The sequence below is a fragment of the Pectobacterium punjabense genome, assembly GCF_012427845.1.
Lineage (GTDB): Bacteria > Pseudomonadota > Gammaproteobacteria > Enterobacterales > Enterobacteriaceae > Pectobacterium > Pectobacterium punjabense.
Genome location: NZ_CP038498.1, coordinates 1887588 through 1912583 on the forward strand (window position 1 = coordinate 1887588; position 24996 = coordinate 1912583).

Below are 24996 nucleotides of genomic sequence, written 5' to 3' on the forward strand. Positions count from 1 at the left end.
ATGCCGTTGACTGAAGTCGTGCTGGTTGATGAAAATGACAAGCCAACTGGCGTCATGGAAAAGCAGGAAGCGCACGTAAAAGGCGCGTTACACCGTGCGATTACCGTCTATATTTTCAACTCTCGTCAGCAGTTGTTATTACAGCAGCGGGCAGAAGAGAAATATCACAGCGGTGGTTTATGGAGTAATACCTGTTGCAGCCACCCTGCACCCGGTGAAGAAACGTTACAGGCGGCACACCGCCGTTTGTATGAAGAAATGGGGTTACGCTGTGCGTTGACGCCGGTGTTTACGCTGACCTATCGCCTGCCGCTGGATAACGGGTTGATTGAGCATGAACTAGGGCATGTGTACTTTGGCGTGACGGATGATGTTCCGCAGATCAATCCCGATGAAGTGTCGAGCTATGAATATCAGTCTCTAGATGAGATAGCAGGGCGGATGGTGGCAACACCTGAGCAGTTTACGGCCTGGTTCCAACTGACTTTCGCGCGTATTCCTGAGTATTGGCAGACGTTTCAGTCTGAACAACCCGGTTAATTAAGGCGAGGTTAATTGCCGCGTTTCCGTGCGGCACTGTTCGTGCACCCGTGCCGTAGAGGCAGCGTTGTGGATCGAAAGCCTTAGCCCGCGTGCTCGATAATAATGTAGCCCACCAGCATCATGCCGGACATACCGCCTAAGGCAAGAAAGGCAAAAAGACCGATAATGCCGATTTTTTGAAGAGTCATCAGGTTATCCTTTTGTTAACTGCTCCGAATTATAATGCCTTCAGCCCATGAAACAAGGCCGAAACGCTTCTCACTTTTTAAGTACACCTGATTACCGAAATAAAAGCAGCAGGCCGAAAAACAATAAAATGATGCCAGCACCGCGCTCAATTGGGTTAAGCCAGCGCGTTAAACACTGCTGAACTCGTGGACGAGCGATCAGCGTCGCGATGAGCAGATCCCACGCCAGCACAACAGAAAACATCCAACTTCCGCTGACGAATTGCTGCACTGGTGTCACATACGGCCCAAGAATACTGGTCATCAGGCTGATGTAGAACAGCATATTTTTAGGATTCAGCAGTGATGAACCGAGTCCCAGTAGAATTTGTTTGCGCAGTGTTGGGCAACAGTTGGACTGCTGTTCTGCCTGTAGCAACGGGACAGAACGACTTTTCAGTAGCTGGTAGCCAATCCAGATTAGATAAGCCGCACCGCCCAATTCGATGGCGGTAAAAAGTGTCGGCGAATGCTGGATGCCTGCCCAGCCGATCGCCGCCAGCAGGATATAAATGCCATTTCCCAGTGCGATGCCCAGACAGATTCCCGCACTACCACGCAGCCGGTAGCGAATGGCGTAGGCCGTCAACAGAAAGAAATCCGGGCCAGGACTCAATAGCGCCACAAAATGCGCCAGTGCCAGTGCAGGAAAATGGGCAGGAAAAAGGAAATCGGCGGAAAAAAGGAGATTGATAAACATGATATTTCTGACCTCGATAAATAATCGAAGCCAGTCTAGACAAGGTTTTCGGCTATTTATTGTCAAATATTGATCGCGCGTACTGCCCCGGCGTGGCTGCTGTATATTGCACAAACGTTTTGTGAAAATGGCTTTGATCGCAGAAGCCGCTTTGATAGCTGGCATCAACGAGCGGCGTACCTTGTTTCATCAGCGATTTGGCATACTCAATACGCGCATTATTAAGGAATGCCATTGGTGTAATGCCGGTATCGTGACGAAACTGCCGTACGATGGTTTCGCGGCGTAGATTCAGCTCATCTGCCAGCGTTTCCAGTGACGGGGATGCTTGCAAATTATTCAGCAGACGCTCGCGTACGTGCAGCGTTGTGGTTTGCAATGAGCGATGGGCTAATACGGGGTCTGGCAGGCAATATTGTCGCCAAATGGGCTCCAGCATCGTTTTTAGCTGGTTATCAGCTGACGTAATGTCTCCCCGGTACAGCAGAGCAATGATGCGCTGATAATGTATAAACAGCGCTGGATCGCGCAGTACGATACAGTTGCAACGCACGCTATCTGCCCGATAGCCACAATGCGTGGCGATCTGGTCGAGGCACCACTCAGCATCCAGATAAAGCATGTGGTAGCTGCGCGTTTTCCCTGGAAGCGGGTTACAGCTGTGCGGCTGCTGGGGATCGATAAAGATCAGATCGCCAATCTGTAGGTGATGTGTTTCGTTGCGGTAATGGCAAAGCGTTTCGCCGTGCTCGATCGCTCCAATCGAAAATTGTGCATGACTGTGTGTTTTATAGGCTTGGCGACTGTTGCGCGTGGTGCGGCTTTCAACATGGGGTAATCGTGAAGAAAACCAGTACGACTGGTTGATAGCATGAACTAAAGACATAATTTACCGAAGCTATTGTTTACCGGAGATAGCGTTTACTGCTCATGGCAAGGACAGGGTTTTACCCTAATCGCTGGACGAAAGATTGTCGAGACCGGAATCATTGCGAACGTGATATCGGCTGACGCCGTCGGGCGTCTGTGGGACAATAGCGACCAGATTACACAAATATAGAGTATGCATGACGCTGTCCCCCGCAATAAAATTGCAGATTGGTCAATGGTATAAGGCCCTGCAAGAGCAAATCCCGGATTTTATTTCCCGCGTTCCCCAGCGACAGATGATTGCCGAAGTGGCGAAAACGTTGGCGGGTGATTACCCGCGCCATCTGGCTATTGAAGCACCCACTGGCGTCGGGAAAACGCTTTCTTACCTTATTCCAGGGATTGCTGTCGGGCGTGCGGAAGATAAAACGCTGGTGGTCAGCACCGCGAATGTGGCATTGCAGGATCAGATTTACAGCAAAGATTTGCCGTTGTTGCAGAAATTTATTCCTGAACTGAAATTTACCGCTGCATTTGGCCGTCGTCGGTATATTTGCCCGCGTAATTTGGCAATGCTGGCGACCGATCCTGACGCGCAGGGGGATTTACCGCTCTTTCTGGATGATGAACGGCTGTCTGCCAGTAAGGAAGAAGAACGCGTCTGTGTAAAGCTTGAAAAAGCACTGCAAGGCCATGTCTGGGACGGGCTGCGTGATCATTATCAGGACTCGATTGATGATAGCCTGTGGCAGAAACTGTGTACGGACAAAGCGAACTGCCTTGCGCACAACTGTCATTATTACCGCGAGTGTCCGTTCTTCATCGCACGGCGTGAGATCGAACAGGCGGATGTCGTTGTCACCAACCATGCACTGGTGATGGCGGCGATGGAAAGTGAGTCGGTACTTCCTCCCCCTAAGAATTTACTGCTGGTGCTTGATGAAGGGCACCATATTCCCGACGTTGCCCGCGATACGCTGGAGATGTCCGGCGATATTCATCCTGCCTATATGATGGCGCAAATGGAACAATTGGTGCAGCTTATCGGGCAGTGTATGGCGCAATTCGCGCCAAAATCGCCACCGCGCCTCGCTAACAGTGAACGGCTAATCAGCCACTGTGAGGAGATCCGCGAATGTGTACTGTCTTTCTCGCAAATGTGCGCGCTGTTTTTGCCGCATGACGGGCAGGAAACAGAATACCGCTTTGCGATGGGCAAAATGCCCGATGAAATGCGTGAGCTCTGTGTGCGATTGTTCAAGCTGACCGATACGCTACGAGCGTTGGTGGAGTATATGCTCAACGACCTCAGCGAAAAAACCGGCAAGCATGATGTGGTGCGGGTCTATCACGCGTTGCTGAAAATGAGCCGCCAGCAAGGCTACTTTGAGTCGATGAGCAAGCTATGGCGGCTGGCGGCGATGGAAAAATCGTCAAACGCACCGGTTTCTAAATGGATTACGCGGGAAATGCGTGATAACCAGCCACATCTTCACCTGCACTGCGCGGGAATTCGCGTCTGCGATCAGCTTGAAAGACTGCTGTGGAGTAAGGTGTCGCATGTGGTGGTGACATCGGCCACGTTGCGTTCGCTGAACAGCTTTGCGCGCATACAGGAACTTTCCGGTTTGGGCGAACAGGAAGGGGATACGTTTATTGCGCTGGATTCACCGTTCAATCACCGTGAACAAGGGCGTCTGGTCATTCCCAGGATGCGTTATGAACCACTAATGGAATCAGAAGCGCAGCATATTGCTGAAATGGCACAATTTTTCCGAGCGGAGTTAAAACAGGATAAGCATAAAGGTATGTTGATGCTGTTTGCCAGCCAACGTGCTATGCAACTCTTTCTGACGCAGGTCACCGATTTACGCCTGATGCTGCTGGTTCAGGGAGATAAGCCGCGTTACAGGCTGGTTGAGCTACACCGTCAGCGGGTACAAGAAGGCCAGACCAGTGTGCTGATTGGCTTACAGTCGTTTGCGGAAGGGTTGGATCTGAAAGGGGAGCTACTTTCTCAGGTGCATATCCATAAAATCGCGTTTCCGCCCATCGACAGCCCGGTGATTTTGACGGAAGGCGAATGGCTAAAAAGCCTCAAGCGGCACCCGTTTATCGTACAGAGTTTGCCCAGCGCGTCGTTTAATCTTATCCAACAAGTTGGGCGTCTTATTCGTAGCCATGATTGCTTTGGTGAAATTGTCATTTATGACAGGCGATTGCTGACGAAAGGTTATGGTGCACAGCTGCTGGCGGCGCTGCCTGTCTTCCCGATTGAACAGCGGGATATGCCATAACAAATTCCGCTATACCCTAAATAATTCGAGTTTCAGGCAGGCGGCAAGCGAAGGAGTCCCGATGAGCTTACTCAAGTAAGTGATTCGGGCGACTGAACGCGGCCAACGCACAGGTAACTTGAAGTATGACGGGTATATCCGTCCTCCGAATAAGGGGGTAATTAGCCCCTATTTAGCGCTATATTTTTTTATTCTTATTTGTTAGATTTGTCTCAGAACAGCAAGGATGCCGTTAATACGTGTGACAAACTATGTCATTGCTAAGTGCGGTTTTTATCAACCAAGGATAGGTATGATGATGAGAATTAACGCAGTTAATAAAAATTCCTTCCTTGTCGAAAACGAATGCTGCCTGGCTCAGCCCTCTTTGCTTTTTCTATCTATTTCAATAATAAAAATTAATCATTAGTCCCTTATTATTTTTCATTTGATAATAACGAAGATAATTATCTCGTGTTCTTAATTATTTCCTTATGGGAATAACTTTTATTTATATGAGTTTTTTATATAAATAATTTTTGATCAATTTTATCTCACCAGAAGCCATTAGTTCGTGGCGTATGTCATTCATATGCCTGAAGGGATTTAGGATTCTGATCATCCCGATCAGACTTATGGAGAAGAAAAGATGGCTTTACGAGATCAAGATAAGGATACCGCTGAATCAGCATTGCATGCCGCAGGTACGGGGTATAGCGATGTATACGATCTGTATAATTACCACTCCCGTGGCGAAGGACAGCTTAATGGCAAACCCTCGTTCACCAGCGATCTGGCCGCGAAGGAAATTGTCCGTGACGGCCTGACCTGGAATGGAACGAACGTATTCGGTAAATCCGCTAATTTGACCTATTCGTTCTTACAGAACGTGCGGTCTATCCCTTCTGGCGATCAGGGCTTTGTGAAATTCAGCGCCGCCCAGGAACAACAAGCCAAACTGTCTCTGCAATCGTGGTCAGATGTCGCCAATATCACGTTTACTCAGGTTAGCCCTACCCAAAAGGCTACCATCACGTTTGGTAACTACACCCGTGATTCAAGTGGTCGGATGGACTACGATACTCAGGCTTATGCTTATATGCCAGGTAACCACTCTGCGGCGGGCAGCGCTTGGTTTAACTACAATTCCGACACGGTACGTAACCCAGCAACAGAGTATGGCAAACAGACGTTGACGCACGAAATCGGTCATGCGCTGGGCCTGAACCACCCAGGTTCTTACAATGCGGGTGAGGGTAACCCGACCTACCGTGATGTGACCTATGCGGAAGATACGCGCCAGTTCAGCCTGATGAGCTATTGGAGTGAGCAGAATACCGGAGGCGATTTCCAGGGGCACTATGCTGCTGGTCCGCTGATTGATGACATCACAGCGATCCAATATCTTTATGGCGCAAACATGAACACGCGTACCGGTGATACGGTATACGGTTTTAACTCCAATACCGGTCGTGATTTCTATTCAGCTAACAGCAGCAGTGACAAACTGATCTTCTCTGTTTGGGATGCGGGCGGCACTGATACGTTTGATTTCTCTGGCTACCGAAACGATCAGCGCATCAACCTGAATGAAGGTGGCTTCTCTGACGTTGGCGGCCTGAAAGGTAACGTTTCTATCGCTCACGGCGTAACGATCGAAAACGCGATTGGCGGCTCCGGCAACGATATTATTATCGGTAACAACGCGAATAATATTTTGAATGGTGGCGCGGGTGATGACGTCATTTACGGCGGCGGCGGTGCAGATACGCTGACGGGCGGTGCGGGCAAAGATATTTTCGTCTATGCCAGCGCGAGCGACTCTTCCTATAAGACAGGCTATGACACCATCACGGATTTCCAACGCGGCATCGACAAAATCGATCTGTCAGCGCTGAATCAAAATAAAGATTTGCAGTTTGTTGATGCTTTCACCGGACGTGGCAATGAGGCATTGCTTGACTGGGATGCGGGCAGCAACACCACCAATCTGTGGCTGAATTTTGCGGGTCAGACCACGCCAGACTTTGTTGTGCATATTGTTGGTCAGCCTTCTGCGGCAACCGATTTTATCGTGTGATGTAGCAAGGACGGGGATTTCCCCGTCCTTTTCTGTTATCGAGTTGGGGCCACTATGAAAAAGTTAATCATCGCGGCGCTGTTAAGTGCAATAAGCGGAGGATGTATGGCGAGTAGTTTGAAGTTGCCTTCAGCAAGTGAGCTAAGCGGCGTATGGCAATTGCGTGGCGGGGAACAGCAGTGCGAAGTCGTGCTGCACAATACGCCGTTACTGGATAACACCTGGCGCTTTGAGGGCGACGCGCCGTGTTTAAAAGCGCTGTTATCCGATGTACCCGTAGGCTGGCGGCCGACGCCGGATGGTATCACGCTGACGAAAGAGCAGGGACAGTCCGTCGTGTTCTTTAGCAAGGAAAAAGAGGGTTATACGCTGACATTGCCTGATGGCAGTACACGGACGATGCACAAACAGCCCTGACAGGAGAGGCAAACGCAGTGAGTCAACTATCAAATAAGGAACGTTCGTTGTTGAGCATATTGCGTCCTTTCCGGCGCAGCTTTTGGAGCATTGGGATTTTCAGCGCCATCGTTAATCTACTGATGCTGTCGCCTTCTCTCTATATGCTTCAGGTTTACGATCGTGTACTGGCTTCAGGGAATGGTACGACCTTGCTGATGCTCACCCTGCTGATTGCTGGTCTGGGTATATTCATGGCGGCGCTCGAATGGGTGCGGAGTCTGGTTGTCGTTCGGCTCGGTACGCGGATCGATCTACAGTTGAATCAACAGGTCTTCAACGCCGCGTTTGAACGCAATCTCGAGGCTGGCGAGGCAAAAGCGGGTCAGGCACTGAACGATCTCACGCTATTACGGCAGTTTATTACGGGCAATTCACTGTTTGCTTTCTTCGATATTCCCTGGTTTCCCTTCTTTTTACTCGTGCTGTTCCTGATCCATCCGGTTCTCGGCTTTCTGGCGTTAGGGGGAACGGTAGTTCTGCTGCTGCTGGCATGGCTAAATCAGTCTCTCACCACGTCGCCGTTGGAAGAAGCAAACCATGAAGCGCTACAGGCGACCCATCTTGCGGATACGCAGTTGCGTAATGCCGAAGTCATTGAATCAATGGGGATGCTGCCTAACTTACGTCGGCGCTGGTTGGGACAACATTATCGCTTTATTACCCTGCAAAATCTGGCGAGCGAACGAGCCGCAGTTGTTGGTGCTGCGTCAAAACATGCGCGCATTTTTCTGCAATCGCTGATGCTCGGCGTGGGGGCGATGTTAGCGATTAAGGGTGAAATCACACCGGGCATGATGATTGCTGGGTCAATTCTTGTCGGACGTGTGCTGAGCCCTATCGATCAGTTTATCGGTATCTGGAAGCCGTTGAGCAGCGCGCGGCAGGCTTGGCATCGCTTGAATCGAATTATGACGGCGTATCCGCCCAAAGCGGAGGCGATGGCGCTGCCCGCACCAGTGGGCCAGCTTAGCGTCGAAAATGTTTTATTACAGACGCCGCAAGGGGCATCAAGATTGCAGGATATCCATTTCTCGCTTCAGGCAGGCGAAACGCTGGCGATTTTGGGCGCATCGGGTTCAGGTAAATCTACGCTGGCGCGTCTGCTGGTTGCGACGCAAACACCGACGCGTGGCAAGGTTCGACTGGATGGTGCCGATCTCAGTCAGGTAGATAAAACGGCGTTTGGCCCGGCAATGGGCTATCTGCCACAGGATGTGCGGCTGTTTAAAGGCACGCTAGCGGAGAATATTTCCCGCTTTGGCGAGCATGACGCGGAAAAGATTGTCGCAGCGGCGAAGCTGGCTGGCGTCCACGAAATGATTCTTAGCCAGCCACAGGGATATGACACGCCTCTTGGGGCTGACGGCAACGGGCTGTCGGGCGGGCAACGACAGCGTATCGCGCTGGCACGTGCGATATATGGCGATCCCTGCCTGCTGGTACTCGATGAGCCAAACTCCAGCCTTGACAACGAAGGTGAAGTTGCGCTGGCACAGGCGATATCGCACCTTCAGAAGCGAGGAGCGACGGTGGTGTTGATTACGCATCGTCCTGCATTAACCACGCTGGCGCATAAAATCCTGGTTCTTAACCAAGGCAGACAGCAGCGTTTTGGGCCTGCGCGCGACATTCTAAGCGAATTGCAGCCGCGTCGTGCCGCCAACCAAGCACAAATGACACCTTCTGCCGCTGTCCAGCAGTAACAGGGAATGAGAGAAAACAGGGAATGACATGTCCGCATCTGAAATAAGCGAAGAGAATATGAACCAGATGGCGCGGCGCGATGAAAAACGTGCCGTGCGTTTGGGATGGTTGCTAGTGCTTGCCGGGTTCGGCGGCTTTCTCCTGTGGGCGCTATTTGCTCCGTTGGATAAGGGGGTTATGGTAAATGGCAGCGTCGTGATCTCCGGCAATCGCAAAGTTGTTCAGCACAATCAGGGCGGTATCGTCGATAAAATTCAGGTTAAAGATGGCGACAAGGTGGAGGTCGGTCAGATTTTGTTAACGCTGAATGAGGTTGATGCACGTTCGGCAAGTGAGGGTCTGGATGGTCAGTATTTACAGTTAGTCGCGCGGGAAGGTCGGCTGCTTGCTGAACAGCAGCGTCTGAATGACATGGTGTTGACGCCCCGTCTGCAACCGCTAGCGGAAAGGCCAGAGATGAACGCGATTACGGCATTGCAGCGCGATTTACTGCACAGCCGCCAGCAGTCGCTCAAGCTTGAAGCGGAAGGAATGCGCACAAGTATTGCGGGTATGGAGGCATCGCTAAGCGCCCAGCATCAGGTGATAGCCAGCAAGCAGAAGCAGCGGGAAACGCTGGAACAACAGCTACAAGGGTTACGTTCACTGGCGGCGGAAAATTATGTGCCGCGCAACAAAATGCTGGAGAACGAACGTCTGCTGGCGCAGCTTAACGGTGATATCGCACAGTTGGCGGGAGATATTAATCGCACCCGACGTGACATTGAGCAACAGACGCTGCTGATTGCACAACGCCAACAAGAATATGACAAAGAAGTAAACGGTGAGCTGGCGGAAGTCCAGGCACTGCTGAGCGATGTGGGTAGCAAGAAGGAAAAAGCCGACTTCAATCTGGCGAATATCCAGATGAGAGCGCCTGTTTCCGGGACGGTGGTCGGGTTGAAAGTCTTTACTGAAGGCGGTGTTATTGCGCCGGGACAGACGCTTCTGGAGATCGTACCGGACGATCAGCCTCTACAGGTTGATGCTCGCCTGCCCGTTGAATTAGTCGATAAAGTCTGGCCAGGGTTAGCCGTTGAGCTTCAGTTCGTTGCGTTTAACCAAAGCACCACGCCGCGCGTAGCGGGAACCGTTGAACTGCTGTCCGCCGATCGCCTGCTGGATGAACGAGACGGCTCTCCCTATTACAGCCTGCGCGTGATGGTGGATGATGCAGGGAAACGTGCTCTGGAGGGGCTGGAAGTCAAACCCGGCATGCCGGTACAGGGGTTTGTCCGTACCGGAGAACGGTCATTCGTCAATTATCTATTTAAGCCTTTAATGGATCGCCTGCATCTGGCACTAACGGAAGAGTAATCATGCAAAGGATCGCGATAATCGTGCTGTTTGGGTTCCTTTCCTCAGGCGCTGACGCATTAGGGCTGCTTGATGCCTGGGAGTTGGCGCTGCGCAATGACGCCCAGTTTCGTGCGGCGGGGTTTGAGCGAGCAGCCGGTCAGGAAGAGGAAACAATCGGGCGTGCTAATCTGCTCCCGAATCTCCAATATGGCTATAGTGCCAACAGTAGCCACTCCAAAGTCACCCAAACGGATAGCTTCACCGACAACACGTTAAAACGCGATTATAACAGCTACACGTCGACGCTCTCGCTGCGTCAGCCGCTGCTGGACTATGCGGCCTGGGCACGTTATCAGCAAGGCGTTGCCCGTACGTTGATGGCCGATCAGCGTTTTCGCGATCGCAGTCAGGATCTGATGGTACGGCTTTATAAAGCCTGGAGTAGTGCGCTGCTAGCGCAGGAAAAACTGCAATTGCTGGATGCACAGCAGCGAGCGTATCACGAACAACTGGCGCTGAATAAACGCCTCTTGCTGGCGGGCGAAGGGACCTTAACGGACGTGCGAGAAACGGAAGCGCGTTTTACGCTGATTGAGGCACAGCGCATTGAGCAGCAGGATAATCTGGATGCCGCGATTACCGATCTGGAAAATATGACAGGCACAACGCTGGATATTACAGCGCTACACCCTCTGACGCTCACGCAACTGCCGTCTGCGGAGTCAGGTAAGCAGACGTTAGCGCAATGGCGCGATCTTGCCGTGCAGCACAACGCAAAACTAGCAACACAGCGCGAAGGGCTGACCGTCAGCCGTTATGAAATCGAACGCAGTCGAGCTGGCCATTTACCGACGCTGTCGCTGGTGGCATCGTCGCGCAATAGCCGTTCGGAAAGTGAATATAACTACAATCAGAAATACGACACACAGAGCGTTGGTTTGCAGTTGAATGTCCCGCTTTATTCCGGTGGCTCCGTCTCGGCATCGATGCGGCAGGCGGCGGCGGAATATCAGCAAAGCCAGGCAGAGTTGGACGATCAAACCAAGCAAACATTGGCGGAGTTGAAAAAATATTACAATCTGTACAATAACGGTTCGGCGAAAATCAAAGCCTGGCAAATGACGACCTCGTCGGCGCAAGAAGCGGTCAACGCCACGCGGTTGAGTGTTGCAGGCGGAGAACGTATCAATCTGGATATTCTGCTGGCCGAACAGGATTGGTATAACGCCCGACGAGAGCTGGCGGAAGCGAAATACAGCTGGCTTCAGGCATGGCTATTACTGCGCTATACGGCGGGTACGCTGAACGAGAAAGATATTCTGGAACTGGCGGCCCGGTTTCAGCCCGCGACAAATTCCTTAGGCAATAGCAAGGTAATGAGAAACTAAAATAGAAATGAAAACCATATTCGGCTAAAGAGGTATGATTTTTATGTTGCCGTAAAAGCAGCACAAGTTTGATATGAAGCCTGATGTGTATGTATGACGAATATAAATGGTTCAATTTTGTGGGATCTTGCGCCTCAATAATACTTAAACTCCTTTAAAATCATAAAACATCCTCATTTTGCATAATGGCCTCCATTCTTATCAGGAGGCTTTATTGTGAAAAAAATCAAAAAACCGCGTCTTACCGGCTGGATTGTGACATCGGCTTTTCTCTTTGCTGTTATCGGACTGATTTCACCGCAGCAGCTTCCCGTAACCGTCTATAAGCTCTCGCTTATCTCACTCGCCGCCGTATTAGGCTATTGGTTGGATCGCTCGCTGTTTCCTAAAGCGCGTCCCGGTTTGTTCCTTGAACAAGGTGATGAGCCTGTGCCACGTGGACGTTTTCCTGTTCGGGATGGCCACCATACCGTATTTGCCGCTGCAATGTTACGACGAGCGTTGATTGTGTCAGCTGTGTGCATCGGCGTAGCGATGGGGTTGTGATATGCGACATCTTCTCATCACGCTGCTTGTTAGCCCGATGCTTTTTAGCGCAACGGTCTGCGCTGACACAATCCCTCGCGCCGCGCAGGCGTATCGCAGTGATGTGATCCGCAGCGCACGGCTGGATTGGGGCATGAATGCCCCGATTGCTGACTTTGCGGCACAGTTGCATCAGGAAAGCGGTTGGAATCCACGGGCGGTTTCTCCCGTTGGTGCGCAAGGGCTGGCGCAGTTTATGCCGACCACTGCCGACTGGTTTAGCGGTATCGTTCCTGAGCTTCGTGCAAATCAACCGTTTAATCCTGCCTGGGCGATCCGTGCGCTGACGGGCTACGATCGCTGGCTGTGGACGCGAATCAGCGCCAGCAACGACTGCGAACGCATGGCAATGACCCTGTCGTCCTACAATGGCGGGCTTGGCTGGTTACAGCGTGATAAGCAACGCGCGAAGATCGCCGATAAGGACATACTTCGTTGGTTCGATCATGTAGAAACTGTCAATGCAGGACGTAGCGCCGCCAACTGGCGTGAGAACCGTCATTATCCCGACCGCATTTTGCATCAGTTGGCACCACGCTATCTGAGCTGGGGGAGGGCGAGTTGTGTGGAATAATTTGTTTCTTAATAGTCTGAAATCCTTTCTTTCGCCACGCGTGGTTACCCTTTTGCTTGTCGTTATGCTGTTAATTGCGGTCTATCTGACTGGCCGTAATCAGGGTTATCAACTCGCACAAGCACTGGGAGATACTGCGCTGGCGAAACAGCAGGCAGCATTCAATTTGCTACAGCAGCAGCAGGCCGAAACCCAGAATCAGCTATTACGTGCGGCAGCGGAACAATACCAGCAGCAGGTCGAACGTGGGAATCAACTCGAACAGCGCTATGTCGCTGCGCGCCAAAAACTGGCGGCGGATAACGCTGCTCTGCAACGGAGAATCGATCATGTTACTCAGCAATATATTGACGAAAAAGGCAAAATTCATCCTGTGCAGTGTGTGTTTACTCGTGGCTTCGTGCAGCACTACAACGCCGCTTTCGGTCTGCCCGCCGATGGTGCGAAAGATATTACCGCCGCTGCCCGCCGCGCTGGCGCAGCGTCCGATCTCGGCGCAACCGCTGGTGCCGAATTACAACCTTCAGGCGTCTCCCAGCGCGATATCCTCGCCAACATCAGTGACAACGGAGAGCGCTACCAGGCGCTGAGTGCGCAGGTTAATGCGCTGCTGGATTATATCGAAGCGTTACAACGGACAGGGGAGGTAATACGTGAAGATTGAAGTGGAGTTCTGGTCGCTGGTTGGCCTGTTGCTGTCGTTTATGAGCTTCCTGTTTGCCGCAGGGCGGATTCTGCTTACTCAGATTGAAAAGCGGTTGAACGAGCGTTTTGCCGCTTTGGAAAACGCACGACAGAAGAGTGAACAGGGGTGGACACGACTGGAGCGCGAGTTTCTGGAATTTCGCGCTGATTTACCGCTTATCTACGTGCGACGTGAGGACTACATCCGTGGTCAAACGGTAATTGAAGCCAAGCTGGATGCACTTTACAACAAGCTGGAGTTAGTACAGCAGCGGTATTCGGGGGGAAATCATGGCTGATATGCAGTGTATCCGACAGGAATCGATGCGTTGGCATTTGCTCATCGCATTAAATAAAACTCGTCCTTATACCGCGAATGAAATGTTTTTATTGGCCGTGATGCAGCGACTATATGCCGATGCCTCTGAACCGGAGCTGCGTCAGGCGCTGGATTACTTGGCCGATCGCAAGATGGCGGTACTGACCAAGGAGAAGGGGGGGATCTGGCTGGCGAATCTCACTCGCCTTGGTGTGGACGTCGTGGAGTATGCGGTTGACTGTATGGTTGGTATCGCTCGACCGGAAAAATACTGGGATCGGTAATCTCTTAACGTTGGTTTATCTTCTGTATTTTCTCTTTATCCGTGTCGTTATATTCCTTTGCGCCAGCACGGTTGTGCTGGCGTTTTTTATCGAAAGAATTTTTATTTCTCAGCGTATTAGACGTTTTTTTCAAGTAAATCACTTCGCTGTTTTTTCTAAAACAGATTAAAAGCCGCAGCCAACCGTTATCTGGATACTAGCGCCATCAACACGATGTACCACCAAAACGGCGGGTGAACGGATATGAATACCAAACCAATTATCGATGCGGTGATAGCCCGCCTCCAACAGCAATTACCGGCGCGTCGGATCGCGTCCTGTCCAGAAAATATTCTGATCGGACCAGATTTCCTGACACAAGGAGATGTGTTGGTGGGATATCGCGGCTCCGAGTTTTCTGTACCAGAAGACGTGGATTCTCTGGTTCAGACGCAACTACCCCAACTGATGGTTGCTGTGCTGCTACCAGATCTGGATGGCGAAAACGGTGTGCTGGCCACACTCGATACCATTCGTCAGGCATTGGGAGGATACCGATTGCCTGACTGTCATCGCGGTATCCGGTTAATTCGTGACCGTTACGTTGGTTACATCAAAGGACGCTGGCATTACGCCATTGATTGCACCACAGAGACCCTTTTTATCGAAGACCGCGAGCAGACGGATGGTCCGCTGCTTACCACGGTTAATTATGAGGAGAAAGACGCATGAAATACCGCTATACCGGCCCCGCCAGCGGCGTCACGCTGGCAGATGGTCAGGAAATTCTGCTTTGGCCCGCTCAGGTGACTGAACTGCCGGCAGATCATGAGTACGTGAAAACGCTGATTGCGCTGGGCTATTTGCTGCCAGTCGCTGGTCAGGTTCTGGCTGATAGCGCAACGGAGGTGACCCTTGGCCGCTAATTATTTACACGGTGTAGAAACGATTGAAGTTGAAACCGGTGCTCGTCCGGTGAAAACCGTCAAATCTGCGGTAATTGGGTTGATTGGTACGGCACCACAGGGTGCGGTAAATGACGTCACGCTGTGCCTGTCCGAAAAAGACGCGGCGCAGTTTGGCAGCCAGTTCGGCGGGTATACCATCCCGCAGGCGCTGGATGCGATTTACGATCATGGCGCAGGTACGGTTCTGGTTATCAACGTGCTAGATTCGGCGAAACATAAGTCCGCAGTGAGCGCAGAAAAAGTCGCCTTTGACAAAACGACCGGTACGGCGCAACTGGCGAACCGCGTGGTTACCAAACTGGTGCTGACGGCGGCAGAAGGCGGTCAGCCGTTTGTCGAAGGTCAGGACTATACGCTGGATGCACAAACTGGCGTACTGAAAAATCTGGGTAAAAACATCGATGTTACCGCTGTGGTCAGCGCGTCTTACGACTTTGCTGATGTCACGAAAGTGACTGCCGCTGACATCATCGGCAGCATCAACGCCGCAGGCAAACGCACCGGTATGAAGCTGCTGAACGATACCTATAACCTGTATGGCTTCTTTGCCAAAATTCTGATTTCGCCGGTGTTCTGTACGCAAAACAGCGTAACGACCGAGCTGATCGCGCTGGCGGACAAACTGGGTGCGATTGCCTACATCGATGCACCAATCGGTACCACCTTTGCGCAGGCGCTGAGCGGCCGTGGTCCGGAAGGCACGATCAACTTCAACACCAGCTCTGAGCGCGCTCGCCTGTGTTACCCGCACGTAAAAGTGTACGACGCGGAAACCAACAGTGAACGTCTGGAGCCGCTGTCGGCGCGTGCCGCCGGTCTGCGTGCCAAAGTCGATCTGGAGAAAGGTTTCTGGTGGTCGTCTTCCAATCAGGAAATTAAAGGGATCACCGGCGTAGAACGCCAACTGTCCGCGATGATTGACGATCCGCAGAGTGAAGTGAACCTGCTGAATGAACAGGGCATCAGTACCATCTTCAACAGCTACGGTTCCGGCCTGCGTTTGTGGGGCAATCGCACCGCTGCCTGGCCAACCGTGACGCACATGAAGAATTTCGAAAACGTGCGTCGTACCGGCGATGTGATTAACGAATCCATCCGTTACTTCAGCCAGCAGTATATCGACATGCCGATCAATCAGGCGCTGATCGATGCGCTGGTGGAATCGGTCAATGCCTACGGTCGCAAGCTGATCGGTGACGGCGCACTGCTGGGCTTCAAATGCTGGTTCGATGCTGCACGCAATGAGCAAACCGAGCTGGCGGCAGGGCACCTGTTGCTTAACTACAAATTCACTCCGCCGCCACCGCTTGAGCGTCTGACCTTTGAGACGGAGATCACCTCGGAATACCTGGTAACGCTGGAGGGCACTAACTGATGGCCGGGAAAATTGAAGTAAACCGTATTACCAATGCCAACATCTATATCAACGGTACCAACCTGCTGGGGCGTGCGCAGGAAATCAAACTGCCGGATATCTCCATGATCATGCAGGAGCACAAGGCGCTGGGCATGGTCGGCAAGATCGAACTGCCTGCGGGTTTCGACAAGCTGGAAGGCGAGATCAAGTGGAACTCCTTCTACCGTGAAGCGATGCTGGCGGCGGCGAACCCTTACCAGTCGCTGGCGCTGCAGTGTCGCTCCAGCGTGGAACGTTATGGCTCTCAAGGCCGTATCGAAGAAGTGCCGCTGGTGACGCACATGACCATCATGTTCAAAAAGAATCCGCTGGGCACGTTCAAGCAGCACGAAAACCCGGATTTTAGCAGCGCGTTCAGCTGTACCTACATCAAGCAGGTGATGAACGGTGAAGACCTGCTGGAGCTGGATTACCTGTCCAACATCTTCATGGTGGGCGGTGTGGATCAACTGAACAGCTACCGCGCCAATATCGGCGGTTAATTTGGTATTCATTGACTAAGTGAGGGAAGAAAGGGGCTTCGGCCCCTTTCTTATACCTGCCGCTTTCGTTTTCTAATTCACTTTAAAATCGTTATTCCTCGCCGCACGCGATACTGCTCCCGACATTTACTAAGGAGCTGTTATGCACACTGAAACCTATTCTCTGCAATTCCCTTACACCACTTCTGCCGGCCAACGCGTGGAGTCCATTTCGCTCAAGCGTCTGAAAGTCAAAGACATCAAAGCGGTGAAAAAAATCAGCGATGACCCAAGCAACTGGGACGACGCGCTGCTGTCACGCATGACTGGTCTGGTGCCGGAAGACATCGATGAGATGGACGCACAGGACTACATGGCGCTGCAAAAACGATTTCAGCAGCTACTTGGGTTGGATAACGCAGCCGGCTCTGCTGTGGAAAGCGCAGGCCCTGCTGGCGAGGTGGTTTCGCTTTCAGCCGAGTGAGATTGATGCGCTGGAACTGGACGACTTTGAACACTGGCTGGATGAAGCCAGCGAACAGATAAAACGTGAGAACGGTGAGGAAGACTGATTACTGACAGGATTAATTAGGCCACCATCCACCCAACTCGGCCAGCGACAGGACGCTGGCCGTTTTCCTCCCTCACCACCTGTCTTCTTCCCCCGCTTATCACTCGTCCTTTTCCTCGTTTTATCCCCTGTTTGTGATGGGGAAACCAAACTGGAGCGGCGCAAGCCGCCGTCTCCGATCCGCCCCTCAAGGGGTTTTTCTGAATGAGAGTGAACCGTGGATATGCTTTTAAACGGTGTCATGCTGGGCAGGGCGTTTGGCGCCAGGCTGGATGACACAAAAAAATCGCTGCAGCCACTTAGCGATAAACTCAAACAAGCCGAGGAGTGGCAGCGTCTGTTTAATCAGTCGCTAGAGCGCTTTGGCAATGTCAGTTTGCGCAGCACACAGGTGACATCCCGACTGAGCCAGTCACTAAGTAAATTGGTAACCAATCAGGAACGGCTGGAGAGTATCCAGTCACGTCAAGAAACACTACATAGCCGTCGGGGTGAACTCGCCGATGACTTTAAGACTAAGCGTGAGCAGTTTGGTTTTGTCATGAAGCCGATTGTGGCGTCGGTCACACACTATGCCTCGTTTGAGGCGCAGTTGCGTGACATCAGCGTTGCTCATGGGATATCGGGTGAGCAAGAAAAGTTGATGGGGCAGAAACTGCGTCAATCTTCTCAACAGGTGAACCAAAAGCCAGATGCATTGCTCGGTAGTGCCGGGCAACTGCTTGCTTACGGCATGTCACCGGATCAGGCAACGGATGTTGCGGCAGTTTTAGGGAAAACGTCAACGGCCTCTGGCGCGGCGCTGTCCGATCTTACGGCACTTTCGGCCACATTAGATGACGTGTTTAACCTGAAAGGTGCTAAGGCGCTGGAGGAATCCTTCTCCCGCATGCTGGCGGGCACGAAACAGGGTTTCTCCATGGCGTCGATGACGCAATACGCGACTGCGCTAGCTCCAGGGTTTACGGCGATGGGGGCGACGGGCAATCAGGCGTTGAGTCAGTTGGTTTCCAGCCTGAGTGCGACAAAAGGCGCGGATACAGAAGCGAATACGGCTGCCCGGCTGGAGAGTTTCATGAATTCGGTGGGGCGAACTGACATTGCCGACAGCTACTACAACGCGGGCGTAGATTATAACGCGTCACTAAAAAGCTACATGAAAGGTGGGTATTCACAGTACGACGCTGCGGTTCAGATTAGTAACCGATTCATCGACAGCAAAGGCAGTCAATTCCAGCAACTATGGGATAAGGCCAGTAAAGCGGGCAACGTAGACGCACAGCAAAGTTTAATGCAGCGCTACGGATTGCAGGAGGTGTTCCGTACGCCAGAAGCAGTCAATCATGCGATGTCGATGAAGCAGAACTGGCAGAGCTATCAAGCGAACCAACAGCGAATGAACAGCCCAGCAGCCACGCAAACGCTGGATCTCGACTTCGCCCGGCAGAATGACACATTGACTGGGCGCTGGAATCAAATGACAACGTCAATGATGAACATTGTACTCAATGTGGGGGAAGCCCTGGCACCAGTATTGGTTTCCTTGAGCGACATACTGATTCCTATTCTGGATCAACTGGTGACCTGGACGGCGGCGAACCCTGAGCTGGTTCGTAGGATCGTGATGGCCGTCGCCGGTTTCTTCGCATTCAGAATGGCATTGAGCGGTGCGAAGCTGGGGATTACCACACTGCTATCGCCTTTACTGAGCGTTTGGGAAGGTATTTTGCAGGTTCAGCGTGGCTGGCAACTGTTCAATGCGGGATTAAGAATGACCGGAGTGTTGCAAGGCATTGGGGGGATTTTGAGCCGGCTGGTTGGTGGAGTTGGAGCATTCGGACGTATGCTGCTGATGAATCCGATTGGCTTGGCAGTAACGGCAATTGTGGGGGCTGTTTACCTGATTTACCGATATTGGGAACCGATTAGCGCATTCTTTAAAAACCTCTGGTCGCAAGTCAGTCAGGCTTTTAATGCGGGATGGGAGGCGCTCAGCAATGCGGTATCTGGAGGCGTAGTAGGGATTACCGCTTTACTGCTCGACTGGTCGCCATTTGGCGTGCTGTATTCCATCTTCGCCGATGCTGTCAGCGAATTGGGCATTCAACTTCCCGGTAGTTTAAGTGAACTCGGTGGCGTGATTATTGATGCATTGGTTAAGGGGCTGATCAGTTATTTCCCCGAGCTAAAAAACGTCCTGAAAACGATCGACGAATTTATTCCCGATAGCGTTAAAAACTTTCTGGGTATCGGCTCGAAAACCGTCTCTATCGAAGCTAGCGGCCAACCTGTGGCTGCCAATGTTATGGGGCCACCCGTTCTGCAACCCACGTCGGTATTAGCATTGTCGTTAGAACAAACACCGCCTATTGAACCACCTAAGGCTGAGAGCACTGCGTCAACCCCGCAACAGCGTGTCGCACTGACATCAACTGTCGGTGGAGCAAAAGGTAAGTTAGTCAGCGCAGCCCCTTCCGAGCGTGTTCAGGTTGCTTTCTCACCCACCATTTATCTCAACGGCCAGAAGGCAGCGCCAACGCCTGAAATGACGAAGACGCTGACGCTTAGCATGAATGAACTGGAAAATATGTTGAACAAGCTGCTCACTCAGCGTGAGCGCAGGGGGTACGCCTGATGTTTGCAGTATTAGGAAATATTGAATTTGAAGTGACTGCCTACTGGGACGGCTTTAATACGTCATTCGGCGCAGATTATGCCGAGCATGGCCGCATTGAAGGTAAACCCGGTCTGCAGTTCATTGGTGCGAAACTGGACGAGATTACGATTAGTCTGGTGTTTCACAAGCAGTACTGCACGCCAGATGTGGAGCTGAAACGGTTGACGGAGGCGATGCGGGCGCATCAGGCGATGGCGTTAGTCTTCGGCAATGGAGATTATCGCGGCTGGTTTGTGATTACGGCACTGACCTCGACCAGCGAACATACCGACGCGAAGGGCAACGTATTGGCCATGAATGCTTCGCTAACGCTGCGAGAATACATTGGCGATCCGAAAAATCCGCTCAAGCCGCCTGCGATAGAGACGCCTGTCCCTAATGTTAGCGCCATCACTAAAGCAGTCGATAAAGTGAGCAATTTTGCAGCTTCACTACGCACGGCTGTCACGTATGCCAAGAAGGCTCAATCAGCCGTTAAGGCGGTGAAAACCACCGTTCAGATTGTAAAACGGATGAAGAAGAATCCCGAAACCGCGCTGTTGCAAATTCCCGGATTGCTAACGCAAGTCGGGAATGTATTGACGCCGTTAAGTGAGGTGGAACCGGCGTTTAAAAAAGCGGCAGAGGCTATTTCTGATGCAGCGGTTCAGGCAGAGAAGATGATGCCTGAAATTACAGCGGTTAATAAAGCGGCGAATGAAATGCTGAAACAGGTCAAGCAAGTTGCCACCTTGTTGCAGGGCGTCGACAGCAAAAACGTTATCGAGAGGCTGGAAGCCATCAGTAAACATGTAGATGCCGCGAGCGACACATTTAAAGGCGCTGAACCTGCGCTGAGCAAACTGACGGCGGAAATCGTGAAGAGGGTTGAAGCATATGCACCTTGAACATATCACTACACAAGGCGAACGCTGGGATACCTTGTCCTACCTGTATTACGGCGATCCGCTCGGCTATCCGCGGATTATTGCGGCTAACCCGCATGTCCCCATCGTGCCGCTGTTGCCATCGGGTTTGGTGGTGCTGATTCCGATTATTGAACAGGCTGAGGCCAGTAAAATGGAGGACACACCACCATGGCTGCGTTAACGGAAGAATTAACCCTGCTCTCTCCTGCAGTGTCGGAAGTACTGCAACCGGCGTTTACACTGTGGTATCAGCAAAAAGACATCACCAATGATATCGCGCCGTATGTCACCAGTGTGACGTATACCGACAGTATCAAGAATGAATCGGATTCGATTGAGGTCAGGCTCGATGATACCGATGGCCGCTGGATAGATAAATGGTATCCCGGTACGGGCGATACATTATCGCTCAAGCTCGGCTATCTCGGTGAAATGCTGTTTGACTGCGGCACTTTCTCGATTGATGAAATTGAGGTGAGCTCACCGCCGAGCGAAGTGATGATTCGCGGCGTTGCGACATCGGTCAATCGTGCATTGAGGACCAAATCAAACCGCGGTTTTGAAGATACAACGTTAGCCGCGATTGCGACACGCATCGCGAAAAAGCATCAGTTGATGCTGGTAGGGAAGATTCAAATCATCAAGATCGATCGTGTTACGCAATATGCGGAAACCGATGTCGCTTTTCTAAAGCGGCTCGCCAGTGAATATGGCTATGTCGTGAAAGTGGTCAGCGACCAGCTGATTTTTTCCCATCTGGCGGCGCTGCGCAATCAGGCGTCTGTTCGGCAAATTAAGCCAACGGACGTCGCGCGTTTTTCACTGAGCGATACGATCAGCCACGTCTATAAAAATGCTAAGACGAAATATCAGAAAGGGAGTGAAAAGAAACTGATGGTCTATGAAGCCAACGGTGGCGCGAACAACGAAATGAAGTCTGCCGGTGCTGAGACCAGTGCGGATACGTTGAAAGTTAACGTTCGCGCGGCGGATGCTTCTGGAGCGAGGATGAAAACGGATGCCGCGTTGGATGCGCACAACGAAAAGCAACAAAAGGGGTCGATGACGCTGATGGGCAGCCCGCAGTTGGCGGCGGGAAATAAAGTGGAACTGGTGTCGTTCGGCCAACTTTCTGGCCATTGGTTGATCGAATCGGCTCGCCATGTTCTGGAACGTAGCAGTGGCTACATCACGGAGATTGGGTTGATTCGCGGGCCGACTACGGCGGGCAAGCGGAAATCGGATGGCGGAAAAACGCTGGTGACTTACCACCCGGATGGCAGCCAGACAACGCAGAAGGTTAAGAGCAAAAAGGATATAGGCTTATGAGTTTATCTCGTCGAATTGGCACGATAAGCGCGGTGGATGAGGCTCGCGTGATGGTGCGCGTTCGTCTACCAGAGTGCGACAATTTGCGTACGGCCTGGCTGCCGGTATTACAGCGCAATACGCAAAATAATAAGGATTATTGGTTGCCGGATATTGGCGAACAGGTCGAGGTTCTGCTGGATGGAAACGGCGAGGATGGCCTGGTGCTAGGGGCGATTTATTCTGCCACTGATGTGCCAACGCTGGCAGATAAGGACAAAAGGGCGATAACGTTCGCTGACGGCGCGCATATTGAATACGATCGCCGGACGCATACGTTAACGATCAACGGCAGCGTGCAACATATTGCGATTAGCAGCGGTACTGACGTGGTAGTTAACGCTCAGCGCGTCACTATTAATGCACCAGAAACGACGGTGACGGGCAAGCTACTGGTGCATGGGCAACTCACCTACGAGAGCGGGATGTCCGGTTCCGGCGGTGCCAGCCTCAGTGGCGATGTCAGTATCTCCGGCAACGTCAGCGCCAGCGGCAGCGTCATGGATGCTGGCGGCAACTCCAATCACCACTCGCACTAGCACGTTCTCTAAACCGCTTTACTATTCCTTCCTCCCACCGGGGGCGACAATAGCCCCCTATGAAAACTCAATCTGTTTTTTGGCAACCGGCGCTGCAACGTTCTGGCGACATCGTCGAAGGAACGGCAGATATCATGCAGGCGATTCACATCATCCTGCGGACACCCTGCGGCAGCGACCCACATCGGCCTGACTTTGGTAGCAATCTACATCTGTATCTCGATTATCCGATCGATCGTGCGATCCCGCATGTCGTCAGGGAATCGGTAGACGCGATCAAACGATGGGAACCTCGCTGCCAGCTACTGGCGGTTAAACCTTCTGTGAATGGGGCTCACCTGACGCTGCACGTTAGCTGGAAAACCGCTAACGGCGCGACACAGACCACGGAGTTGTTATGGCGCTGACAGAACCCAATTTTATTGAACGCGATGCGGCAAATATTACCGCCGAAATGATCGCGAAATATGAAGCTGATTCGGGGAAAACACTCTATCCGGCACAGGCCGAACGCCTGCTGATTAACCTCTTTGCCTACCGGGAAACTTTATTGCGTAGTGCGGTCCAGGAAGCCGCCAAGCAGAACCTGGTTGCGTTTGCTCGTGCACCGATGCTGGATTATCTGGCAGAACTGGTCGGCGTCTACCGTTTGGCGGCGCAACCAGCGCGCGCAGAGCTTCGTTTTACTCCTGAAATACCGTTAGTCAGCGATCTGCTGATTCCTTCGGGCACTCGCGTTAGCGCGTCAGACAGCGTGATTTTCACCACCGACAGCGACGCGCTGCTGAGAATGAACGGTAGTGGTGTTACCGTGTTGGCGACCTGTACCGAAAGTGGCGATGTGGGTAATGACTGGCTGCCCGCCCAGATCAGTACGCTGCTGGATGAGATTGGCGACAGTGATTTAAGCGTCGTCAATATCACCAAGAGCAGCGGCGGTTCCGCCGAGGAAGATGACGATCGTCTGCGTGAACGTGTTCAACTGGCGCCGGAATCGTTCAGTACGGCGGGATCGAAACTGGCGTATCGCTTCCATGCGATGCGGGCACACCAAAACATTGTCGATGTGGCGGTTATGTCGCCAGAACCAGGCGAAGTCGTGCTGTATCCGTTGCTCAGCACTGGCCTGCCGGACAGCAGCATACTTTCGCTGGTGGAAAGTTTTTGCTCTGACGAACAGGTGCGTCCACTGACGGATTTTGTTTCCGCCAAATCGCCTAAACAGATGGATTACGCCATTAACGCCAAATTGACGCTGTTTAACGGCGAACAGGCTGGCGTCGTTCAGGCTGCGGCGGAGAAAGCGGTGCAGGCCTGGGTTGAAACCCGTACCGCTACGCTGGGGCGCGACATTGTTCCAAGCCAGATTATTGCCACGCTTTCTATTCCCGGCGTGTATCAGGTGGAACTGACTTCGCCGTCATTGATAGTGCTTGATGACAGTGAATGGGCGAACTGTACGGGCATCAATGTCAGCGTCGTCGGGGTGTCGAATGGCTGATTCACTACAACTGCTACCACCGCCGTTGGCGGCTGACGCCAGCTTTCGTTCGCTGGCGGAATTGGCCGACCGTTTTGATGGCATCGATCTGAATGCTTTGCTGGTTTATCTGATCGATATCACTGACGGCAGCGTGTTGCCCTGGCTGGCAGAACAGTTCTCGTTGTTTGGCGACGGCTGGGAACTGGCGGAATCGGATGACTCTAAACGTGCGCTGATCAAGGCTGCTATCGATCTGCATCGCAGTAAAGGTACGCCCTGGAGCATTAAAGAGATCATCCGTCGCTTCGGCTTCGGCGAGAGCACGTTGATCGAGAACATCGGCCGCCTGAGCTACGACGGTGAAACCACTTATAACAACCTTTATGTACACGGTGATAAAGCGGCGTGGGCCGTCTATCGCGTGCTGCTAAAACAACCGATTACCAACGATCAGGCCAGAATGCTGCGTAATGCTATTGGGATGTTTGCCCCTGCGCGGTGCCATCTGGCCAGTATCGAATATTGGGAAGTGCCTATCCGCTATAACCGGACGGCAATATACGACAGTAACTACAATCATGGGAGCGCTTGAAC

The 24996-nt window shown here is 52.2% G+C and carries 29 protein-coding genes; 26 read left to right on the top strand and 3 right to left on the bottom strand.

Annotated features, from left to right (window positions below; translation table 11 throughout):
- On the top strand, positions 1–540 hold the full coding sequence (idi, locus tag E2566_RS08445; RefSeq protein ID WP_107167945.1) for an isopentenyl-diphosphate Delta-isomerase: 540 nt from the start codon (positions 1–3) through the stop codon (positions 538–540).
- Positions 541–623: 83 nt separating this feature from the next.
- On the opposite strand, the gene E2566_RS22080 is transcribed toward idi, so the two are convergent.
- The 3 genes from E2566_RS22080 to E2566_RS08455 form a co-directional block, all read right to left on the bottom strand.
- On the bottom strand, positions 624–731 hold the full coding sequence (locus E2566_RS22080) for a hypothetical protein (RefSeq protein ID WP_005972753.1): 108 nt from the start codon (positions 729–731) through the stop codon (positions 624–626).
- Positions 732–822: 91 nt separating this feature from the next.
- The gene (locus tag E2566_RS08450; protein WP_107167946.1) at positions 823–1470 is read right to left on the bottom strand and encodes a LysE family translocator; all 648 of its coding nucleotides are present in this window, start codon (positions 1468–1470) and stop codon (positions 823–825) included.
- A 52-nt stretch (positions 1471–1522) separates the two neighbouring features.
- Complete coding sequence (locus E2566_RS08455) at positions 1523–2356, bottom strand: helix-turn-helix transcriptional regulator (RefSeq protein WP_107167947.1); 834 nt, start codon at positions 2354–2356, stop codon at positions 1523–1525.
- Positions 2357–2537: 181 nt separating this feature from the next.
- On the opposite strand from E2566_RS08455, the gene dinG reads away from it, so the two are divergent.
- The 25 genes from dinG (at position 2538) to E2566_RS08580 (ending at position 24994) form a co-directional block, all read left to right on the top strand.
- The gene (dinG, locus tag E2566_RS08460; RefSeq protein WP_107167948.1) at positions 2538–4637 is read left to right on the top strand and encodes an ATP-dependent DNA helicase DinG; all 2100 of its coding nucleotides are present in this window, start codon (positions 2538–2540) and stop codon (positions 4635–4637) included.
- A gap of 628 nt (positions 4638–5265) precedes the next feature.
- Positions 5266–6696: a serralysin family metalloprotease gene (locus tag E2566_RS08465; protein ID WP_107167949.1), complete on the top strand. Its 1431-nt coding sequence runs from the start codon at positions 5266–5268 to the stop codon at positions 6694–6696.
- Positions 6697–6801: 105 nt separating this feature from the next.
- Positions 6802–7113 (top strand): protease inhibitor Inh/omp19 family protein, encoded by a 312-nt coding sequence (locus E2566_RS08470; protein ID WP_107167950.1) that lies wholly within the window; start codon positions 6802–6804, stop codon positions 7111–7113.
- A 17-nt stretch (positions 7114–7130) separates the two neighbouring features.
- Positions 7131–8858 carry a type I secretion system permease/ATPase gene (locus E2566_RS08475; RefSeq protein WP_107167951.1) on the top strand — a complete coding sequence of 576 codons (1728 nt, stop codon included), beginning with the start codon at positions 7131–7133 and terminating at the stop codon, positions 8856–8858.
- A 28-nt stretch (positions 8859–8886) separates the two neighbouring features.
- The gene (locus tag E2566_RS08480; protein WP_107167952.1) at positions 8887–10215 is read left to right on the top strand and encodes an HlyD family type I secretion periplasmic adaptor subunit; all 1329 of its coding nucleotides are present in this window, start codon (positions 8887–8889) and stop codon (positions 10213–10215) included.
- A 2-nt stretch (positions 10216–10217) separates the two neighbouring features.
- The gene (locus E2566_RS08485) at positions 10218–11585 is read left to right on the top strand and encodes a TolC family outer membrane protein (RefSeq protein ID WP_107167953.1); all 1368 of its coding nucleotides are present in this window, start codon (positions 10218–10220) and stop codon (positions 11583–11585) included.
- 216 nt (positions 11586–11801) lie between these two features.
- Positions 11802–12131 carry a putative holin gene (locus tag E2566_RS08490; protein WP_010281025.1) on the top strand — a complete coding sequence of 110 codons (330 nt, stop codon included), beginning with the start codon at positions 11802–11804 and terminating at the stop codon, positions 12129–12131.
- A gap of 1 nt (position 12132) precedes the next feature.
- Positions 12133–12744: a transglycosylase SLT domain-containing protein gene (locus tag E2566_RS08495; protein ID WP_100017071.1), complete on the top strand. Its 612-nt coding sequence runs from the start codon at positions 12133–12135 to the stop codon at positions 12742–12744.
- The gene (locus E2566_RS08500; protein ID WP_107167954.1) at positions 12734–13408 is read left to right on the top strand and encodes a hypothetical protein; all 675 of its coding nucleotides are present in this window, start codon (positions 12734–12736) and stop codon (positions 13406–13408) included. Before E2566_RS08495 ends, E2566_RS08500 begins: the two co-directional genes overlap by 11 nt.
- Positions 13398–13727: a hypothetical protein gene (locus E2566_RS08505; protein WP_010281034.1), complete on the top strand. Its 330-nt coding sequence runs from the start codon at positions 13398–13400 to the stop codon at positions 13725–13727. The genes E2566_RS08500 and E2566_RS08505 overlap by 11 nt, the downstream gene beginning before the upstream one ends.
- Positions 13720–14031 carry a hypothetical protein gene (locus E2566_RS08510; RefSeq protein ID WP_107167955.1) on the top strand — a complete coding sequence of 104 codons (312 nt, stop codon included), beginning with the start codon at positions 13720–13722 and terminating at the stop codon, positions 14029–14031. The genes E2566_RS08505 and E2566_RS08510 overlap by 8 nt, the downstream gene beginning before the upstream one ends.
- Before the next feature lie 243 nt (positions 14032–14274).
- On the top strand, positions 14275–14742 hold the full coding sequence (locus tag E2566_RS08515) for a Gp37 family protein (RefSeq protein WP_107167956.1): 468 nt from the start codon (positions 14275–14277) through the stop codon (positions 14740–14742).
- Positions 14739–14936: a hypothetical protein gene (locus tag E2566_RS08520; RefSeq protein WP_107167957.1), complete on the top strand. Its 198-nt coding sequence runs from the start codon at positions 14739–14741 to the stop codon at positions 14934–14936. Before E2566_RS08515 ends, E2566_RS08520 begins: the two co-directional genes overlap by 4 nt.
- The gene (locus E2566_RS08525; RefSeq protein ID WP_107167958.1) at positions 14926–16353 is read left to right on the top strand and encodes a phage tail sheath subtilisin-like domain-containing protein; all 1428 of its coding nucleotides are present in this window, start codon (positions 14926–14928) and stop codon (positions 16351–16353) included. Before E2566_RS08520 ends, E2566_RS08525 begins: the two co-directional genes overlap by 11 nt.
- The gene (locus E2566_RS08530; RefSeq protein WP_010281046.1) at positions 16353–16877 is read left to right on the top strand and encodes a phage major tail tube protein; all 525 of its coding nucleotides are present in this window, start codon (positions 16353–16355) and stop codon (positions 16875–16877) included. Before E2566_RS08525 ends, E2566_RS08530 begins: the two co-directional genes overlap by 1 nt.
- A gap of 142 nt (positions 16878–17019) precedes the next feature.
- Positions 17020–17340: a phage tail assembly protein gene (locus E2566_RS08535; RefSeq protein WP_107167959.1), complete on the top strand. Its 321-nt coding sequence runs from the start codon at positions 17020–17022 to the stop codon at positions 17338–17340.
- Complete coding sequence (locus E2566_RS21960; protein WP_086002476.1) at positions 17285–17428, top strand: GpE family phage tail protein; 144 nt, start codon at positions 17285–17287, stop codon at positions 17426–17428. The genes E2566_RS08535 and E2566_RS21960 overlap by 56 nt, the downstream gene beginning before the upstream one ends.
- 222 nt (positions 17429–17650) lie before the next feature.
- A complete protein-coding gene (locus E2566_RS08545; protein ID WP_107167986.1) occupies positions 17651–20062 on the top strand; it encodes a phage tail tape measure protein in 2412 nt (803 codons plus the stop codon).
- Positions 20062–20991, top strand: coding sequence for a phage tail protein (locus E2566_RS08550; RefSeq protein ID WP_107167960.1), 930 nt, complete (start codon positions 20062–20064; stop codon positions 20989–20991). Before E2566_RS08545 ends, E2566_RS08550 begins: the two co-directional genes overlap by 1 nt.
- Complete coding sequence (locus tag E2566_RS08555) at positions 20981–21193, top strand: tail protein X (protein WP_107167961.1); 213 nt, start codon at positions 20981–20983, stop codon at positions 21191–21193. Before E2566_RS08550 ends, E2566_RS08555 begins: the two co-directional genes overlap by 11 nt.
- On the top strand, positions 21181–22341 hold the full coding sequence (locus E2566_RS08560) for a phage late control D family protein (RefSeq protein ID WP_107167962.1): 1161 nt from the start codon (positions 21181–21183) through the stop codon (positions 22339–22341). Before E2566_RS08555 ends, E2566_RS08560 begins: the two co-directional genes overlap by 13 nt.
- Positions 22338–22919 (top strand): phage baseplate assembly protein V, encoded by a 582-nt coding sequence (locus E2566_RS08565; protein WP_107167963.1) that lies wholly within the window; start codon positions 22338–22340, stop codon positions 22917–22919. Before E2566_RS08560 ends, E2566_RS08565 begins: the two co-directional genes overlap by 4 nt.
- Positions 22920–22978: 59 nt before the next feature.
- On the top strand, positions 22979–23326 hold the full coding sequence (locus E2566_RS08570; RefSeq protein WP_010286901.1) for a GPW/gp25 family protein: 348 nt from the start codon (positions 22979–22981) through the stop codon (positions 23324–23326).
- Positions 23317–24420 carry a baseplate assembly protein gene (locus E2566_RS08575; protein ID WP_107167964.1) on the top strand — a complete coding sequence of 368 codons (1104 nt, stop codon included), beginning with the start codon at positions 23317–23319 and terminating at the stop codon, positions 24418–24420. The genes E2566_RS08570 and E2566_RS08575 overlap by 10 nt, the downstream gene beginning before the upstream one ends.
- Entirely contained in the window at positions 24413–24994 is a 582-nt protein-coding gene (locus tag E2566_RS08580) for a phage tail protein I (protein ID WP_107167965.1), read from the top strand. Before E2566_RS08575 ends, E2566_RS08580 begins: the two co-directional genes overlap by 8 nt.
- The last annotated feature ends 2 nt before the right edge of the window (positions 24995–24996 follow it).

Coding starts and splice junctions, on each gene's coding strand:
- E2566_RS08580 (WP_107167965.1), top strand. CDS start 24,413: ATGGCTGATTCACTACAACTGCTACCACCGCCGTTGGCGGCTGACGCC.
- E2566_RS22080 (WP_005972753.1), bottom strand. CDS start 731: ATGACTCTTCAAAAAATCGGCATTATCGGTCTTTTTGCCTTTCTTGCC.
- E2566_RS08520 (WP_107167957.1), top strand. CDS start 14,739: ATGAAATACCGCTATACCGGCCCCGCCAGCGGCGTCACGCTGGCAGAT.
- E2566_RS08535 (WP_107167959.1), top strand. CDS start 17,020: ATGCACACTGAAACCTATTCTCTGCAATTCCCTTACACCACTTCTGCC.
- E2566_RS08485 (WP_107167953.1), top strand. CDS start 10,218: ATGCAAAGGATCGCGATAATCGTGCTGTTTGGGTTCCTTTCCTCAGGC.
- E2566_RS08555 (WP_107167961.1), top strand. CDS start 20,981: ATGCACCTTGAACATATCACTACACAAGGCGAACGCTGGGATACCTTG.
- E2566_RS08550 (WP_107167960.1), top strand. CDS start 20,062: ATGTTTGCAGTATTAGGAAATATTGAATTTGAAGTGACTGCCTACTGG.
- E2566_RS08510 (WP_107167955.1), top strand. CDS start 13,720: ATGGCTGATATGCAGTGTATCCGACAGGAATCGATGCGTTGGCATTTG.
- E2566_RS08480 (WP_107167952.1), top strand. CDS start 8,887: ATGTCCGCATCTGAAATAAGCGAAGAGAATATGAACCAGATGGCGCGG.
- idi (WP_107167945.1), top strand. CDS start 1: ATGCCGTTGACTGAAGTCGTGCTGGTTGATGAAAATGACAAGCCAACT.
- E2566_RS08575 (WP_107167964.1), top strand. CDS start 23,317: ATGGCGCTGACAGAACCCAATTTTATTGAACGCGATGCGGCAAATATT.
- E2566_RS08530 (WP_010281046.1), top strand. CDS start 16,353: ATGGCCGGGAAAATTGAAGTAAACCGTATTACCAATGCCAACATCTAT.
- E2566_RS08455 (WP_107167947.1), bottom strand. CDS start 2,356: ATGTCTTTAGTTCATGCTATCAACCAGTCGTACTGGTTTTCTTCACGA.
- E2566_RS08545 (WP_107167986.1), top strand. CDS start 17,651: ATGCTTTTAAACGGTGTCATGCTGGGCAGGGCGTTTGGCGCCAGGCTG.
- E2566_RS08565 (WP_107167963.1), top strand. CDS start 22,338: ATGAGTTTATCTCGTCGAATTGGCACGATAAGCGCGGTGGATGAGGCT.
- E2566_RS08450 (WP_107167946.1), bottom strand. CDS start 1,470: ATGTTTATCAATCTCCTTTTTTCCGCCGATTTCCTTTTTCCTGCCCAT.
- E2566_RS08560 (WP_107167962.1), top strand. CDS start 21,181: ATGGCTGCGTTAACGGAAGAATTAACCCTGCTCTCTCCTGCAGTGTCG.
- E2566_RS08470 (WP_107167950.1), top strand. CDS start 6,802: ATGGCGAGTAGTTTGAAGTTGCCTTCAGCAAGTGAGCTAAGCGGCGTA.
- E2566_RS08465 (WP_107167949.1), top strand. CDS start 5,266: ATGGCTTTACGAGATCAAGATAAGGATACCGCTGAATCAGCATTGCAT.
- dinG (WP_107167948.1), top strand. CDS start 2,538: ATGACGCTGTCCCCCGCAATAAAATTGCAGATTGGTCAATGGTATAAG.
- E2566_RS08570 (WP_010286901.1), top strand. CDS start 22,979: ATGAAAACTCAATCTGTTTTTTGGCAACCGGCGCTGCAACGTTCTGGC.
- E2566_RS08495 (WP_100017071.1), top strand. CDS start 12,133: ATGCGACATCTTCTCATCACGCTGCTTGTTAGCCCGATGCTTTTTAGC.
- E2566_RS08515 (WP_107167956.1), top strand. CDS start 14,275: ATGAATACCAAACCAATTATCGATGCGGTGATAGCCCGCCTCCAACAG.